Consider the following 15,239-nt stretch of genomic DNA (forward strand, 5'->3'; position numbering starts at 1 on the left):
TGGGCCGTCTCGACCCACAGATGACGCGTTCGGCCTGTCAGCCGAGCTCGGCGACCCGGCCCACCGCCGGCGCGACCTTGTCGCGGACCCACGCCGCGGGCGAGGTCTCCGGCGGGCGCAGGATCACGGTGTCCACGCCCCGCTCCGCGAACGGGCGCATCGCGTCCACGAAGGCGTCGACGTCGTCGCGCATCAGCTCCTCGCCCGCGGCGAGCGTGGTCACCCGGATCTCCGCGGGGTCGCGGCCGACGTCGTCGCAGTGCCGGTGCAGCACGTCGAGCTTGTGCGAGAGCTCGTCGGGCGTCTCGGCGAAGAGGTTGCAGGCGTCGGCGTACTGCGCGACCAGCCGCAGCGTCTTCTTCTCGCCCGACCCGCCGATCATGATCTCCGGGCGGCTCAGCGGCCCCGGCGAGCAGAGGGTCTGCGCGAGCCGGTAGTGGGCGCCCTCGAACGGGCCGTCGTTCTCCGGGTCGTACATCTGGCGCGCGATCTGCACGGTCTCCTCGAGCCGCTCGAAGCGCTCCTTGAGCGGCGGGAACGGCACGCCGAGCGCCTCGTGCTCCTCCTCGTACCAGGCCGCGCCGATGCCGTAGGTCGCCCGGCCGCCCGACAGCACGTCGAGCGTCGCGACGATCTTCGCCAGCAGCCCCGGGTGGCGGTACGTCACGCCCGTGACGAGCACGCCGAGCTGCACGGTCTCCGTGCGCCCGGCCAGGTACCCGAGCGTCGTGTAGGCCTCGAGCATCGGGTCGGACGCCGGGAAGCCCGCCCGCACCATCTGGAAGTAGTGGTCCATGACCGACAGCCAGGACAGACCGGCCTCCTCGGCGGCGCCCGCCGTGTCGGCGAGCTCGTGGCGCAGGTCCTGCGGGGCGACCGCGTCATAGCGGTAGAGGTGTGCTCCGAGCTTCATGCACCCGATCCTTCACCTTCGAGCGCGCTCGAGGTCAACCGGTCGCTCCCACCGCCGAACGCGTCATCAGTCGGCCCGCGGAGCGGTTTCGACCCACAGGTGACGCGTTCGGCGGTGGATGGCCGACGGCGGTCGGGTCGCCGACGGCGGTCGGCGCGCCTCAGGCCTCGCGGAAGTACGAGCCGGAGGCGAGGTCCTCCAGCAGCGTCGGGTGCACGGGCTCCCAGCCGAGCAGCTCGCGCGTCTTCGCGTTCGACGCGGGGACGTCGAGCGAGAAGAAGGCGCCGAGCCAGCCGAAGTGCTCCGCCGCGTCGTCGGGCGTGACCGAGACGGTGGGAACGCCCAGCCCCCGGCCGATCGCCTCGGCGATGTCCCGCGTCGGCACGCCCTCCTCGGCCACGCCGTGCACGACGGCCCCGGCCGGTGCCTTCTCCAGGGCGAGCCGGACCATCGTCGCCGCGTCGAGCCGGTGCACCGCGGGCCAGCGGTGGGCGCCGTCGCCGACGTAGCCGGAGACACCCTTCTTCCGGGCGACCGCGACGAGGGCGGAGACGAACCCGTGGTCGCCGTCACCGTGCACGGTCGGCGAGAACCGCAGCGCTACCGGGTGCACGCCCCGCTCGGCGAGACCCAGGGCCTGAGCCTCGGAGCCGCCGCGCATCGCGTCCGGTCCGACGAACGGCGAGGGGTCGTCCTCCGTCACCGGGCGCCCCAGACCGGGCAGGGCGACCCCGGAGGCGAGCAGGAGCGGGCGACCGGTACCGGCCAGCGCCTCGCCGATCGCGTCGACGGCGGCGCGCTCGGTGCGGCCGGCGGCGGCGTAGTCGGAGAAGTCGTGCTTGAAGGCCAGGTGGACGACGGCGTCGGCCGCCGCGGCCCCGGCCCCAAGCGAGCCCGGGTCCTCCAGGTCTCCGCGCGCGACCTGCGCGCCCTTCGCCTCCAGCGCCGCGGCGGACGCGTCCGAGCGCGCCAGGCCGAGGACCTCGTGGCCGTGGGCGAGCAGCTCGTCGACGACGGCCGAGCCGATCCAGCCGGATGCTCCGGTGACGAACACGCGCATGGTGGTCTCCTTCTCGTTCGTGAGGATGTCGCGCCGTTGATGTCAGCGCCTGTCATCAGGATAGACCCGATGTCAGCGTCTGTCATCAGGGTCCGGCGGATCGGTAGACTCGCGCCATGGCACGCTGGGAACCGGACGCGGGCGGGCGCCTCGCGCGCGCCGCGCTCGACCTGTACATCGAGCACGGGTTCGAACGCACGACGGTGGCGGAGATCGCCGAGCGCGCTGGCCTGACCGAGCGCACCTTCTTCCGCTACTTCGCCGACAAGCGCGAGGTGCTCTTCGACGGCTCCTCGCTCCTCGAGCGAACGGTGGTCGAGTCGATCGGCGCCGCGCCCGACGACGCCGGTCCGCTCGACGCCGTCGGCCCAGCGGTGGTGCGCGCCGGCGCGGTGCTCGACGAGCGGCGCGAGCACGCGCGCCGCCGAGCGACGGTGGTGGCGGCCAACCAGAGCCTGCAGGAGCGCGAGCTGCTCAAGATGGCCGCCCTCACCGAGGCCGCCGCCGAGGCGCTGCGCGGCCGTGGGGTCGACGATCTGCCCGCACGCCTGGCCGCCGCGACGGGGGTCGCGGCGTTCTCCGCGGCGTTCGCGCGCTGGGTCGCACAGGACGCCGCCGCGCCGACACCGATGGCCGAGCACGTCCGCGAGGCTCTGGCCGCGCTCGACGGGCTCACCGCCGCGTCAGCGAGGCGTGCCGCCGTCGTCTGACACGCGCTGCCGCGGACCGGGGACGATCCACGCGGCGACCGCGAGCAGCGCCACCGCGACGACGCCGTCGACCAGCCAGTGGTTGGCCGTGATGATCACGACGACTGTCGTGGTGGCCGCGTAGAGCGCGGCCAGCACCGCCATCAGGCGCGACGACGTCCGCGCCACGACGTAGGCGATCAGCACGGCCCAGCCGATGTGGAGGCTCGGCATGGCGGCGAACTGGTTGGCGATCGCGTCGTTCGCGCCGCCGTAGGCGGACGGGCCGTAGACCTGCATCGTGTCCACGAAGCCCCACTGCGGGAACATGCGCGGCGGCGCCAGCGGGAACACCACGTGGATCGCCAGGGCCGCGCCGGTCTGGACGGCGAGCAGGTTCCGCGCCCACCGGTACTCGTCGTTCGACCGGCGCAGGAACCCCCAGGCCACGAACGCGACCGCGACCGTGAAGTGCATCGAGACGTAGTAGTGGTTGGCCAGGCGGAAGACCTGGGCCGAGTGGATCGCGCCCTGGATCGCCGCCTCGGACGGCAGGTGCAGCATGCGCTCGAGGTGGTGGACGGCCGAGGCGTGCTCGAACGCCTCGGCCTGGCGCCCGCGGGCCAGCCGCCGGCCGAGCTCGTAGACGAGGAAGAACCCGACGACGAGCGCGACCTCGACCGCCGTGCGGACGAGGGGGTGGCTCAGGCGCACGGGCGAGGCCGGGTGGGCGAGGCGCCGGGGGTCGAGGGCACCGAGCGGACGCGGCTCCGCCGCAGGGCCGTGGCTGAGGGACGTCGTCATACGCGGTGCGGCTCGATCCGGTGGTGTGCTCGGTCACGCGGAGTCCGGGCCGATGACGGTCCTGCGCGACCTGTCGATGCTACCCGCGGGCCGGGGCGACCCCGGCGCCGGGGACCGTGAGAGAGACCACCCGGTCCACCGCCGAACGCGTCATGAGTCGGCCCGCCGGGCGGTTTGGGCCGACTCATGACGCGTTCGGCGGTGGGAAGGGGGCCGCTCCGCGGCGGATGGTGGGGTGGCGGGCCCGGTGGGACGATCGGAGCGGCAGGCACGTCGCGCAGGCGTGCCGCGCACCCAGGGACGGAGACAGCCATGGACGTTCGCCCGACGCCGGTCGACCCGCCGGCGCTCTACCGCAGCCCCGCCTTCACGCAGGGGATGCTCGCGCCCGCCGCGCGGACCCTCTACGTGGGCGGGCAGAACGGGGTGGACGCCGACGGCGCCCTCGTCGAGGGCCTCGGTCCGCAGACCGAGCTCGCGCTGCGCAACCTGCTCACCGTGCTCGAGGCGGCGGGCACCGACGCCGACCACGTCGTGCGCATGACGATCTACCTCGACCCCGGCGTCGACCCCACGGACGGCTACGCCGCGACGGCGACCGTGTGGGGCGGGCGCCGCACCGCCGTGACCGTGCTGGGCGTCGCGCCGGCACGGGAGGGCGCGCTCGTCGAGATCGACGCGATCGCCACCGTGCCCGACGACGGGACGACCGGTGCCGCCTGAGGAGTCACGGCACGAGGAGTCACGGCACGTCAGCGTCTTTGTACAATGCTCCCCTGCCGAGGTGTACACGTACGTCGTCGACCCCGCGCACCTGCCCGAGTGGGCCGCCGGGCTCGCGGCGGGCGTCGTGCAGGAGGGCGGCCGCTGGTTCGCCGACTCGCCGATGGGCCGCGTGGAGATCGCGTTCGCACCCGGGAACGATCTCGGCGTGCTCGACCACGACGTGACGATGCCGGACGGGCGCGTCACGTCGAACCCGCTGCGGGCCGTCGCGGCGCCCGGGGGCTCCGAGGTGATCTTCACCGTCCGGCGGGCCGGCGCGAGCGACGAGGACTTCGCGCGGGACGTCGCCGCGGTCCGAGCCGACCTCGAGACGCTGCGCCGCGTCCTCGATGCCCGCCGCCCCTGACCGCCGAGACGTCGAACTCTGCCCCTGGATCCGAAGGATCAGGGGCAGAGTTCGACATCTCGGCGGACGGGGCAGGGGTGCGCGGGGCGAGCCGCGCAGCGGGCGTCAGAACCCCGCGAGCCGGCGGTAGCCCCGGTCGTGGAACACGAGCGGGGCCCGCCCGGGCCAGCTCTCGCAGCCGACGACGCGCACGACGACGAGCCGGCTCGACCCGGCCGCGACCCGGTCGACGACGTCGGCGTGCAGCCAGGCCGCAGCGCCGTCGATCACCGGCTCCCCGCTCGCCAGAGGCCGCCACCCGCCCGCCGCGAACCGGTCGATGCCGCTCGTCGCGAACCGGGTGGAGATCTCCTCCTGCCCCTCGGCGAGGAGGCTGATCGCCACCGTGCTCGCCCGCGCGACCAGCGGCCACGAGCTCGAGCCCCGGGCGAGGGAGAACGCCACCAGCGGCGGCTCGGCGGAGACCGAGATCACCGACGTCGCCGTGAAGCCCGCGACCTGCCCGCCGACCCGCGTCGTGACCACGGCGACGCCCGCGGGATGGCCGCGGAACACGTCGCGGAACCGGTCCGGCGCGACGCCCGCGGGAGCGGGCACGGGCACCCCCACCAGGACCTCCCGGACGTCGACGGCGGTCATCGCACGAGCTCCCGCCGCGCGAGCGCCCCGGACGCCAGCCAGCCCTCGATGATGTAGCCGGAGGCGGGCAGGTCCGCCTCGAGGACCGTCAGGGCCGGCGCCACGCTCGCCCCGAGCTCCTCGAGCACGGGGGCGAGGAACCGGTCCCCCGCGGTGAGGTGCCCGTGGCCGGCGGCGACGACCACCGGGACGGCCCGGACGCCGTCGAGCGCCGCGGGTCCGAACCCGTCGAGAAAGACCTTGAGCAGTCCGGTGTACGCGCCCTTGTAGACGGGCGTCGCGACGACCAGCAGCTCGGCCGACGCGGCGACGCGGCGAGCGTCGTCGGCAGCCCTGCTCGGCCCGGGCAGCAGCCCGGCCGCGAGGTCCGCGAGCTCGACGACCGTGACCTCGCCCCCGATCTCGTCGTGGCGGGCGATGCGCCGCGCCGCGTCGAGGGCGAGGGCGGCGGTCCGCGACGGCCGCCGCGGGTTCCCGACCAGCACGACCACGCCCCCACTCATCGGACGTCCTCCGGCGTCGGGCGCCCGGCGGGCGCAGCGCTCTCGGCCCGCTCGGCGCGCTCGGCCCGCGCGTCCGGGACCTCCAGCCCGAGGTGCTCGCGCAGCGTCGAGCCCTCGTACTCGGTGCGGAACAGCCCGCGCCGCTGCAGGATCGGCACGACCTCGTCGGCGAACACCTCGAACCCGCTCGGCAGCAGCGGGGGCATGACGTTGAACCCGTCGGCAGCGCCCGAGCGGAACCACTCCTCGATGGTGTCGGCCACCTGCACCGGGGTCCCGACCACGACGCGGTGCCCGCGCGCCCCGGCGAGGCGGCGCAGCAGCTCGCGCACCGTCGGACGCTCCCGCCGGACGATGTCCGCGACGACCTGGAGCCGGCTCGCCCGGTTGTCCGTGACCGTGCCGGCGTCCGCGAACGCCTCGAGGGGCACGGGGTCGTCGAGGTCGAGGGAACCGAGGTCGACGTGGAACGACCCGAGCTGGGCCGCGGCCGCGCCGAGCACGACGAGATCGTCGATCTCCTTCTCGAGCGACCTCGCCTCCTCCTCCGTCGAGCCGATCACGGGGCTGATGCCCGGCAGGATCGCGACGCGCGCCGGGTCGCGCCCCTCGCGCAGCACGCTGCGCTTGACGTCGGCGTAGAACGCCTGGGCGTCCTCGATCCGCTGGTGCGCGGTGAAGATCGCCTCCGCCCAGCGCGCGGCGAACGCCCGCCCGGTGTTGGACGCGCCGGCCTGCACGAGCACGGGCCGGCCCTGCGGGGTGCGGGGAACCGTCAGCGCGCCCGCGACCCGGACGTGCTCGCCGACGAACGCGGCCGGGTGGATCCGTGCCGGGTCGGCGTAGCGGCCGGACTCACGGTCGAGCAGGATCGCGTCCTCGTCCCACGAGTCCCACAGCCGCGTCACGGCGGTGAGCACCTCGTCCGCGCGTGCGTAGCGGACCTCCGGGTCGGGGTGGGCCGCGAGCCCGAAGTTCCCCGCGGCGTCGGGCGCCGACGTCGTCACCACGTTCCAGCCCGCGCGACCGTTGCTGAGGTGGTCCAGCGAGGCGAACGACCGGGCGAGCGTGTACGGGTCGCCGTAGGTGGTCGACGCGGTCGCCACGAGCCCGACCCGCTCGGTGCGCGAGGCGATGGCGGCGAGCGTGAGGATCGGGTCGAGCGTGCCCGCCGAGGTGTGCTCGGGGCTGCCCAGGGCGGGCCAGTCCGCGAAGAACACGGAGTCGAACCGGGCGGCCTCGGCCCGCTGCGCGAGCTCGACGTAGTACTCGGCGTCGAACAGGCGCTCGGGCCGGGTCGAGGGGTGGCGCCACGCGGCCGCGTGGTGGCCGGACGGGTAGATGAAGAGGTTCAGGTGCAGGGAGGGCTGGACGGTCATGGTGGCCTCTCGGGCTCGGGACGGACGACGACGGTCGGCAGGTCGGGCGGCGGCGCGGCGGCCTTCAGGGCCGCCAGCGCATGAGGCGGCGCTCGACGAGCACGAGGCCGCCGTTGATGGCGACGCCGACGATCGCGATGGCGAGGATCCCCGCGTACATCTGGGAGATCTGGAAGTTGAACTGCATCGCGGTGATGTAGTAGCCGAGCCCGCTGCGCGCCCCGACCATCTCCGCGGCGATGAGCACGAGGATCGAGCCCGTGGCCGCCATCCGGATGCCGGTGAACATGGTCGGGACGGCCGCGGGCAGGACGACCTTGCGGAAGAGCTGGGTGCCGCGCAGCCCGAGCGACCGGGCCGAGCGGACGAGGAGCCCGTCCACCGACCGCACGCCGGCGATGGTGCTGAGCAGGACGGGGAAGGTGCAGGCGAAGGCGACGATCGCGATCTTCGACGACTCCCCGATCCCGAGGATCAGGATGAACACGGGCAGCAGCGCGAGCGCGGCCGTGTTGCGGAACACCTCGAAGAACGGGCTGAGGTACTGCGCCGCGCGGCTCGACCAGCCGATGACCAGGCCGAGCGGGATGCCGACCGCGAGCGCGATCGAGAACCCCGCGCCAGCCCGCACCAGGCTGGCGCCGGCGTTCGTCGCGAGCGTCCCGTCGGCCACGAGACCGGCGAAGGTCTGCGCGACCTGGGTGAACGGCGGGAGGAACACGGGGTCGACCCACCCGAGGCGGGGCGCGAGCTCCCACAGGACCAGGAACGCGAGGAGCGCGACGGAGGCGCGTGCCGCCCGCGCCGCCCCGGAGCGCAGCCGCCGGCCGGCCGGGGCCAGCCGCGCCACGTCGTGCACCGAGCGCCGCCCCAGCGTGGGCGGGTCGGCGAAGGCGGGGGCATCGGGCGGCGCGACGGCCGGGCGGGTCTCGAGGGCGCTAGACATGGGCCACCTCCAGGGTGCGGGTCGGTGCGGCCGGGCCGGCGGGAGCGGGGTCCGGGACCTGGTCCGCCGGGTCCGCGGCGTGCAGCGCCTCCCACACGCGGTGGCGCAGCGCGACGAACTCGGGCGTCGAGCGCAGGTCCGTGACGCCGTCGGGCGCCGGGAGGTCCGCGTCGACGACGGCGCGGATCCGGCCCGGCCGCGGGGTGAGCACGACGACGCGCTGACCGAGGTAGACGGCCTCGTCGATGCCGTGCGTGATGAAGACGATCGTCTTGTCGGTCGCGCGCCAGATGCGCAGGAGCTCGTCCTGCAGCGACTCGCGGGTCTGGGCGTCGAGCGCGGCGAACGGCTCGTCCATCAGCAGGACCTCCGGGTCGTACGCGAGGCTGCGGGCGATCGCGACCCGCTGCTTCATGCCGCCCGAGAGCTCGTGGGGGTAGCGGCTCTCGAAGCCGGTCAGGCCGACCAGGTCCAGGTGCTCCCGGGCGATCGCGCCCCGCCGCCTGCGCGGGACGCCCTTGGCCTCCAGCCCGAGCTCGACGTTCGCCTGCGCGGTGCGCCACGGCAGGAGCGCGTACTGCTGGAAGACGATGCCGCGATCGAGACCGGGGCCGCGGATCTCGCGCCCGTGCACCTCGATCGTGCCGCTGGTCGGGGTGCTGAGTCCCGCGACCATGTCGAGCAGGGTCGACTTGCCGCACCCCGAGGGCCCGACGACGGTCAGCAGCTCTCCGGCACCGACGTCGAGGTCCAGCTCGCTCAGCGCGGTCAGCGTTCCCCCGCCCCGGACGGGGAACTCCTTGGTGACCGAGGCGAACCGGAGCCCGGACGTGGTGGGCGCGAGCGCGCTCACGAGGCGACCTTCTCGCCGTCGGGCCCGGAGTCCGCCGGATAGGTGCCGTTCGCGTACGGGTTGAAGTCGTTCGTGAAGAGGTCGTCCGGGTCGATCTGCCCCTTCGTGAGCTGGCCGTCCTTGACGAGCCAGTCGACCCAGATGCTGATCTCGTCCGGGTCGATGACACCACCCGCGGCGGGGATCGAGGAGGACTTCCAGTAGTCGACGTACGTGGTCGGCTCGCCGCGACCGCGCTCGGTGAGGATCGTGCGGAAGCGGTCCTGGACCTCGTCGACCGGTGTGGTCTGGGCCCAGCGGATCGCGCGCGCCGTGCCTTGCACGAAGTCGCGCACCGCGTCCTCGTGCTCCGCGACGAAGTCGTCCCGGAAGACGATCGAGCCGAGAGCGAACGAGTCGAAGAGCTCGTCCTCCGTGAACAGCGGGGTCACGCCACCGTGGTCGACGGCGATGTCCTGCAGGACGTTGGGCAGCGCGGCCACGTCGATCTGCTTCTGGCGCAGCGCCTGCTCGGTGTTGGCGGGCGGGACGACGACGAGCTGGACCTTGTCGATCTCGTCGCGGGTCAGGCCGCCGCGGGCGAGCCACTCGCGCAGGACGAACTCGTACTCCCCGCCGAGGGTGTTGACGCCGACCTTCGTGCCGATGAGGTCCTTCGGCTCCGTGATCGGGCTGCCGGCGAGCGTGTAGTAGCCGGTCGCCGTCTTGTCGTCGGCGCCGTAGTAGGAGACGACGGACGTGATCTTGGCGCCCGAGGCCGCGAGGTTGGCGATCGCGCCGTTGAACGCGTTGCCGTAGTCGGTGTCCCCCGTGACGGCGGCCTGGATGGACGCCGGCCCGCTCGTCGAGTCCCCGACCCATTCGAGGTCGACGTCGGTGAAGTAGCCGAGGTCCTGGGCGAGCTCGGGGTAGGTCACGGAGCCGGCGGAGCCCTGGTAGCGCAGGGTGGTGGTCCCGTCGGCGCCGGAGCCGGAGGTGGTCGCGGCGTCGGCCGTCCCGCAGGCGGAGAGGCCGGCGGCGAGGGCGACGGCGGCCGCGGAGGCCGCGACGGCGCGCAGGGTGCGGACGCCGGCGGCGGGCGCCGTGCGGGGGGTCCGGGAGGTCGGCGAGGTGTCCGTGATCGGTGTCATGGCTCGACTGTAGGTTTGTTGAGTGCTTTGCTCAAGAAGCGTTCCGTCCAGCGACCCGATGTAACGCGTGAGGTGTCAGCGGGGGGTCAGCGGGGGCTAGCGGGGCGCCGGCGAGGTCAGGAGGGGCGGCGCACGCCCGCCCGCTCCGTGTCGCGCCCGTGCGGCCGGGTGGCCCACGCGCCGTCGTCCGCCAGGAGCGACGCGGCGGGCTCGGGGAGCCGGCCGGACGCGACGTCCTCGAGGGTGACGGTGTCCAGGACGCTGCGCAGGGACGCGCGCAGCGCGACCCACACGTCCCGGACGGCGGTGGCGCGACCCTCGTACTCGACGGACTCCACCAGCCGGCCGCCGACCGTGGCGAGCGGCCCGTCGATCGCCCGGATCACGTCCGCCACCACGATCTCGGACGCCGGGGCCGCGAGCCGGGTGCCGCCGTCGGCCCCGCGCCGGCTCTCCACGATGCCCGCCTGCTTGAGGGTGTTGAGGATGCCCAGCACGTACGCGAGGGAGACGCCCTGGGCGCTCGAGAGCTCGTCGGCCTTGACGTAGCCGCCCTCGCCGCGGGCGGCGAGCTCGACGCAGAGCCGGACGGCGTAGTCGACCTTCGCGGTGATGCGCACGGCACCAGTCTCCCACCGGGAGATCCGCCGAGACGTCGAGCTATGCCCCTGAACTGGCAGATCTCGGGGCGGAATTCGACGTCTCGGCGGGCGAGCGCGGGCGAGGGCGGGCGAGGGCGGGCGTCAGGCGTCGGCCGACGACGCCGTCCCCGGCCGACGCTCCTGCACCGCCGCGCCGTAGGCCGTCACGAACCCCTCGAGGAGCTCGAGGAACTGCCCGGCGCCGTCGTCGCCCAGCGCCGCGAGGCCCTGCTCGAAGGCCCCGAGCGCGCTGACGATGTCCGTCTCGAAGGTGCGCAGCCCGTCGTCGGTGGGCTCGATCAGCCAGGCCGCGCGGCCCGGCTCCCGGTAGCGGCGCAGGATCCCCTCGGCCAGCGCGACGTGCACCTGCCGGTTCACGGTCGACTGCTCGAGCCGGAGCGTCTCGGAGATCTCGCGCAGCGTGCGGGGCCGGCGGTCGGCGAACATCCACAGCAGCCGCAGGTCGGCCGTCCCGAGCGCGGCGTTCTGCTCGGAGACCCGCTGATGCTGGCCGAGGACCATGAGCATCCCCGCGACGGCGCGGTCCCTCCCGGTGCCCGGAGCGGTCCACGCCTCGTCCGCGCCCGTCCCGTCCGTGCCGGCCTCGCCCCTCGGCTGGGTGCTCGTCACCGTCATCCTCCTCGTCGACCTGGACGCAGCCGTCCCCGAGTGTGTAGTATACACAGGTACTTGTGTAGGTTACACATCTCCCACCGGACAGGACCACGATGAACACCAGCCAGCCGACCCCGCCCTCGGGGGTCGTCGCCGCGACGCGGGCCGTGCCCGTCATCGCGGTGCTCTGCTTCGCGAGCCTCTGCGCCGCCCTCATGCAGTCCCTCGTCATCCCGATCCAGAGCGAGCTGCCCGAGCTGCTGAACACCTCGATCAGCACCGCCTCGTGGGTCGTCACGGCCACGCTGCTCGGCGGCGCGGTCGCGATGCCGGTCACCGGCCGGCTCGCCGACGTGCTCGGCAAGAAGCCCGTGCTGGTCGCCTCCGCCGCGATCCTCCTCGTCGGCTCGCTGGTCTGCGCGGTCTCGGACACGGCGGGGCCGGTGCTCGTCGGCCGCGCGCTGCAGGGCGTCGCGATGGGCTACATCCCGGTCGCCATCAGCATGGTCCGCGAGATCGCGCCCGAGAACATGCGCAACACGGCGGTCGCCGGGGTCAGCGCGACGCTCGGCGTGGGCGGCGCGCTCGGCCTGCCGCTCGCGGCCTGGCTCGCGCAGGACTTCGACTGGCACCTGCTCTTCTGGGTCTCCGTCGTCCTCGCCGCGGTCGTGACGGTCCTGTCCGCCACCGTGCTGCCGAACGTGCACGACGCCCACCCGGCACGCATCGACTGGCTCGGCGCCCTCGGGCTCGCCGTCGGGCTCGTCTCCCTGCTCGTCGGCGTCTCGAAGGGCAACGACTGGGGCTGGGGCGCGGCCTCGACGGTCGCGATGATCGCCGGCGGCGTCGTCGTGCTCCTGGTCTGGGGCTGGTACGAGCTGCGCCACCACGACCCCCTCGTCGACCTGCGCACGACGGCCCGCCGGCCCGTGCTGCTCACCAACCTCGCCGCCGTGCTCATCGGCTTCGGGATGATGGCGCAGTCGATCGTGGTCCCCCAGCTGCTGCAGCTGCCCGAGGCCACGGGCTACGGTCTGGGCCAGAGCATCCTCGCCGCAGGCCTGTGGATGGCGCCCGCCGGCCTCATGATGATGGCCTTCGCGCCGGTCTCCGCCCGTCTGCTCACCGGGTTCGGCGGCCGGGTCACCCTCGCGCTCGGCGCCTTCGTCATCTCGCTCGGCTACGTGGTGGCGCTGTTCATGATGAGCGCGCCCTGGCAGCTCATGGTCGCCTCGTGCGTCGCGTCCGCGGGCGTCGGGATCGGCTACGCCGCCATGCCCACGCTGATCCTCACGAACGTGCCCGCGCGCGAGGGCGCGTCGAGCGTCGGCGTGAACACCCTCATGCGGTCCGTCGGGACGACGGTCGCGGGGGCCGTGATGGCGGTCGTGCTCACGAGCCGCACCATGACCCTCGCGCCGGGCACGCCCGCCGTGCCGACGGAGGGCGCGTTCTCGCTCTGCTTCGTCATCGGGGCGGCCGCGGCCGCCGTCGGCGCGGTGATCGTGCTGCTCATCCCCCGCCGGGCGGGCAGCCAGGGCACCCCGGACCGGGCGCACGACGACGTGGCTTCCCTCGAGGAGGCCGCGCTCGCCGGCTGAGTCCCCGGCGGTCCCCCGGCACCCGCCGCACCCGCCGAGAAGTCGATTTCGGCCCCCAGATTCGAAGAATCGGGGGCCGAAATCGACTTCTCGGCGGTCAGGATCGCCAGCGCGGTCAGGGGCCCGCGATCTCCAGGCGCAAGGTCACGACGTCGTCGAGCTCGATCCCCTCGGCGCGCCGCACCGCGGCCTTGAGCGGGACGGCATACCCACCGTCCTTCGGGAACAGCGACGTGGTGAACGTCGCACCGCCGCACCGAGCGGTCACCGGGATCACGCCCCAGCCGTACGAGACCAGGCCGGCGACCTCGCCGATGCGCTCGGCCGCGTCGTCGGGCACCGTGACGAAGTGGTACGGGGACGGTCCGCGCCAGTACCAGACCGCCCCGGTGACCTCGAGCTCCATCGGGCCATCATGCGCCGGCGTGGCGCTGCGGGACAGCACGGGCGACAGGCGCAGGAGCGCCTGGTCCCGGCCGGCTCCCGGTGTCCGCCGCTAGACCGCCGTGCCCGTCCAGGCCGCCGCGGCGGCGAGCACGAGGAGCACCACGTTGAGCCAGACGTCCTGCCGCTCGCCGCGCGAGAGGTGCAGCGTCGCGGCGGCGACCTGCAGGAGCGCGAACCCGACCGCGGCGGCGACCGCGAGCCGCGGCAGCACGCCGACGAGCGGCGGCAGCACGAGACCGATCGCGCCGAGCACCTCGAGGGCCCCGATCGTGCGCGTGAGCCCGAGCGGCAGGTCGTCGACCCAGCCCATCATCGGGCGCAGCCGGTCGCGGCTCTGGGTGAGCTTCTTCCCGCCGGCATACAGGTAGAACACGCAGAGCAGGACGGCAAGGATCCAGTACGCGACGATCATCATCTCTCCGGGTTCTCCAGGTGTGCGGCCAGCACATCATGGGGCATCGATGCCGGGTCCTCCGACCCGCGCCCGCCGCTCGCCGTCCCGCGTCCGCCGAGATGTCGAGTTCCGCCCCTGGAACCGGAAAAACCGGGGCGGAATTCGACGTCTCGGCGGGTAGCCGCCGTGCGCAGGACAAAGCACCATCATTCGGGTGGGATGGTCCTTTGGCAGGTCTCCCGCGCACGACGGCGGGACCGATCGCGAGGGGTGCCCATGACACGGGCGGTCGTGACGGGGTACGGCGCGGTGACGCCGACGGGGCTGACCGCAAGCGCGACCTGCCGGGCGCTCGTGCGCGGCGAGGGTGGCGGCCGCGGCATCGAGGACGCGTGGGCCCGCGACCTGCCGGTGCGCATCGCGGCGCGCGTCGACGACGCGTTCGCGGAGTCGCTGCCCGTGCGCGAGCTGCGCCGCACCGACCGCGCCGAGCAGCTGGCGCTCGTCGCCGGGCGCGAGGCGTGGCAGCACGCCGGCGCGCCCGACGTCGACCGGGACCGCCTCGCGGTCGCCGTCGGCTCCGCGAACGCCGGCATCACCAGCACGCTCGCGCAGGCCCGCGCCCTCGACGAGGGCGGGCACCGCGGCGTCTCGCCGCACGCGGTGACCATGCTCATGGCCAACGGCCCCGCGGCCTGGCTGTCGATCGCCCTCGGCGCGCGGGCGGGCGCCCTCGCCCCGGTCAGCGCGTGCGCCGCCGGATCGGAGGCGATCGCGGCCGGGCGGGCGATGATCCTCGACGGGCGGGCGGACGTCGTCGTCTGCGGGGGCGCCGAGGCGGGCGTGGCGCGGTTCCCGCTCGCCGCGTTCGGTCAGGCGCGGGCGCTGTCGCGGCGCAACGCCGAGCCGCACCGCGCGTCGCGCCCGTTCGACGCCGGCCGCGACGGATTCGTCATGGGCGAGGGCGCGGCGCTCCTGGTGCTGGAGTCCGAGGAGCACGCCCGTGCGCGCGGGGCCACCGTCTACGGCGCGGTGGCGGGCGCGGCCGTCACGTCGGACGCCTTCGACATCGTCGCCGGGGACCCCGTGAACCAGGCGCGCACCATCGGCCTCGCCCTGCGCGACGCGGGACTCTCCCCCGCCGACGTCGGCCTCGTGCACGCGCACGCGACCTCGACCCCCGTGGGCGACCGCAACGAGGCGCTGGCCCTCCGGGCGGCGCTCGGCGACCCGCCGGCCGTCACCGCGACCAAGGGCGCCACCGGGCACCTGCTCGGCGCGTCCGGGGCGCTGGGCGTGCTCGTCGCCCTGCACGCGCTGCGCGAGGGCCTCGTCCCGCCGACGCTCAACCTCGACGCGCAGGACGCGGCGATCGACCTCGACGTCGTCACCGGGTCCGCGCGGCCGACGACGGCGCGGCACGCCCTCGTCGACGCGTTCGGGTTCGGCGGCCACAGCGCGAGCGTCGTCGTCTCGCGGGACTGACGCGGCGC

The 15,239-nt window shown here is 74.4% G+C and carries 18 protein-coding genes; 5 read left to right on the plus strand and 13 right to left on the minus strand.

Annotated features, from left to right (window positions below):
- Positions 1-37: 37 nt before the first annotated feature.
- Both EDF32_RS09180 and EDF32_RS09185 read right to left on the minus strand, forming a co-directional pair.
- A complete protein-coding gene (locus EDF32_RS09180; protein WP_123308229.1) occupies positions 38-913 on the minus strand; it encodes an LLM class F420-dependent oxidoreductase in 876 nt (291 codons plus the stop codon).
- Positions 914-1,073: 160 nt separating this feature from the next.
- Positions 1,074-1,973, minus strand: a complete 900-nt coding sequence (locus EDF32_RS09185) for an SDR family oxidoreductase (protein WP_123308230.1) — start codon at positions 1,971-1,973, stop codon at positions 1,074-1,076.
- 116 nt (positions 1,974-2,089) lie between these two features.
- Between EDF32_RS09185 and EDF32_RS09190 the strand changes: the two genes are divergently transcribed.
- The gene (locus EDF32_RS09190; RefSeq protein WP_123308231.1) at positions 2,090-2,683 is read left to right on the plus strand and encodes a TetR family transcriptional regulator; all 594 of its coding nucleotides are present in this window, start codon (positions 2,090-2,092) and stop codon (positions 2,681-2,683) included.
- Here the strand turns inward: EDF32_RS09190 and EDF32_RS09195 are convergent.
- Positions 2,657-3,466 carry a phosphatase PAP2 family protein gene (locus EDF32_RS09195; protein WP_123308232.1) on the minus strand — a complete coding sequence of 270 codons (810 nt, stop codon included), beginning with the start codon at positions 3,464-3,466 and terminating at the stop codon, positions 2,657-2,659. The two genes, EDF32_RS09190 and EDF32_RS09195, sit on opposite strands and share 27 nt — an antisense overlap.
- 312 nt (positions 3,467-3,778) lie before the next feature.
- Here EDF32_RS09195 and EDF32_RS09200 point away from each other — a divergent pair, with 312 nt between their 5' ends.
- Together EDF32_RS09200 and EDF32_RS09205 are read left to right on the plus strand one after the other, a co-directional pair.
- Complete coding sequence (locus EDF32_RS09200) at positions 3,779-4,189, plus strand: RidA family protein (protein WP_123308233.1); 411 nt, start codon at positions 3,779-3,781, stop codon at positions 4,187-4,189.
- A gap of 61 nt (positions 4,190-4,250) precedes the next feature.
- Positions 4,251-4,598: an SRPBCC family protein gene (locus EDF32_RS09205; RefSeq protein ID WP_199734881.1), complete on the plus strand. Its 348-nt coding sequence runs from the start codon at positions 4,251-4,253 to the stop codon at positions 4,596-4,598.
- A 105-nt stretch (positions 4,599-4,703) separates the two neighbouring features.
- On the opposite strand, the gene EDF32_RS09210 is transcribed toward EDF32_RS09205, so the two are convergent.
- The 8 genes from EDF32_RS09210 to EDF32_RS09245 all read right to left on the minus strand — a co-directional run bounded on the left by EDF32_RS09210 (position 4,704) and on the right by EDF32_RS09245 (position 11,319).
- Positions 4,704-5,237, minus strand: a complete 534-nt coding sequence (locus tag EDF32_RS09210; RefSeq protein ID WP_123308235.1) for a flavin reductase family protein — start codon at positions 5,235-5,237, stop codon at positions 4,704-4,706.
- Positions 5,234-5,740, minus strand: coding sequence for an NADPH-dependent FMN reductase (locus EDF32_RS09215; protein ID WP_123308236.1), 507 nt, complete (start codon positions 5,738-5,740; stop codon positions 5,234-5,236). The genes EDF32_RS09210 and EDF32_RS09215 overlap by 4 nt, the downstream gene beginning before the upstream one ends.
- Positions 5,737-7,119 carry an LLM class flavin-dependent oxidoreductase gene (locus EDF32_RS09220; RefSeq protein ID WP_123308237.1) on the minus strand — a complete coding sequence of 461 codons (1,383 nt, stop codon included), beginning with the start codon at positions 7,117-7,119 and terminating at the stop codon, positions 5,737-5,739. Before EDF32_RS09220 ends, EDF32_RS09215 begins: the two co-directional genes overlap by 4 nt.
- A gap of 64 nt (positions 7,120-7,183) precedes the next feature.
- Positions 7,184-8,065, minus strand: a complete 882-nt coding sequence (locus EDF32_RS09225) for an ABC transporter permease (protein WP_123308238.1) — start codon at positions 8,063-8,065, stop codon at positions 7,184-7,186.
- On the minus strand, positions 8,058-8,918 hold the full coding sequence (locus tag EDF32_RS09230; protein ID WP_123308239.1) for an ABC transporter ATP-binding protein: 861 nt from the start codon (positions 8,916-8,918) through the stop codon (positions 8,058-8,060). The genes EDF32_RS09225 and EDF32_RS09230 overlap by 8 nt, the downstream gene beginning before the upstream one ends.
- A complete protein-coding gene (locus EDF32_RS09235) occupies positions 8,915-10,048 on the minus strand; it encodes an ABC transporter substrate-binding protein (protein ID WP_123308240.1) in 1,134 nt (377 codons plus the stop codon). The genes EDF32_RS09230 and EDF32_RS09235 overlap by 4 nt, the downstream gene beginning before the upstream one ends.
- Positions 10,049-10,164: 116 nt before the next feature.
- A complete protein-coding gene (locus EDF32_RS09240; protein ID WP_123308241.1) occupies positions 10,165-10,668 on the minus strand; it encodes an Rrf2 family transcriptional regulator in 504 nt (167 codons plus the stop codon).
- Positions 10,669-10,791: 123 nt separating this feature from the next.
- Positions 10,792-11,319 carry a MarR family winged helix-turn-helix transcriptional regulator gene (locus tag EDF32_RS09245; protein WP_199734882.1) on the minus strand — a complete coding sequence of 176 codons (528 nt, stop codon included), beginning with the start codon at positions 11,317-11,319 and terminating at the stop codon, positions 10,792-10,794.
- 98 nt (positions 11,320-11,417) lie between these two features.
- On the opposite strand from EDF32_RS09245, the gene EDF32_RS09250 reads away from it, so the two are divergent.
- The gene (locus EDF32_RS09250) at positions 11,418-12,905 is read left to right on the plus strand and encodes an MFS transporter (RefSeq protein ID WP_123308242.1); all 1,488 of its coding nucleotides are present in this window, start codon (positions 11,418-11,420) and stop codon (positions 12,903-12,905) included.
- 115 nt (positions 12,906-13,020) lie between these two features.
- On the opposite strand, the gene EDF32_RS09255 is transcribed toward EDF32_RS09250, so the two are convergent.
- On the minus strand, positions 13,021-13,311 hold the full coding sequence (locus tag EDF32_RS09255; RefSeq protein WP_123308243.1) for a DUF1905 domain-containing protein: 291 nt from the start codon (positions 13,309-13,311) through the stop codon (positions 13,021-13,023).
- Between the two features lie 90 nt (positions 13,312-13,401).
- Entirely contained in the window at positions 13,402-13,767 is a 366-nt protein-coding gene (locus EDF32_RS09260) for a DoxX family protein (protein ID WP_233565830.1), read from the minus strand.
- A gap of 255 nt (positions 13,768-14,022) precedes the next feature.
- On the opposite strand from EDF32_RS09260, the gene EDF32_RS09265 reads away from it, so the two are divergent.
- On the plus strand, positions 14,023-15,231 hold the full coding sequence (locus tag EDF32_RS09265) for a beta-ketoacyl synthase (protein ID WP_123308244.1): 1,209 nt from the start codon (positions 14,023-14,025) through the stop codon (positions 15,229-15,231).
- Positions 15,232-15,239 lie beyond the last annotated feature (8 nt).

It is taken from the genome of Cellulomonas sp. PhB143, assembly GCF_003752595.1.
Classification (GTDB): domain Bacteria; phylum Actinomycetota; class Actinomycetes; order Actinomycetales; family Cellulomonadaceae; genus Paraoerskovia.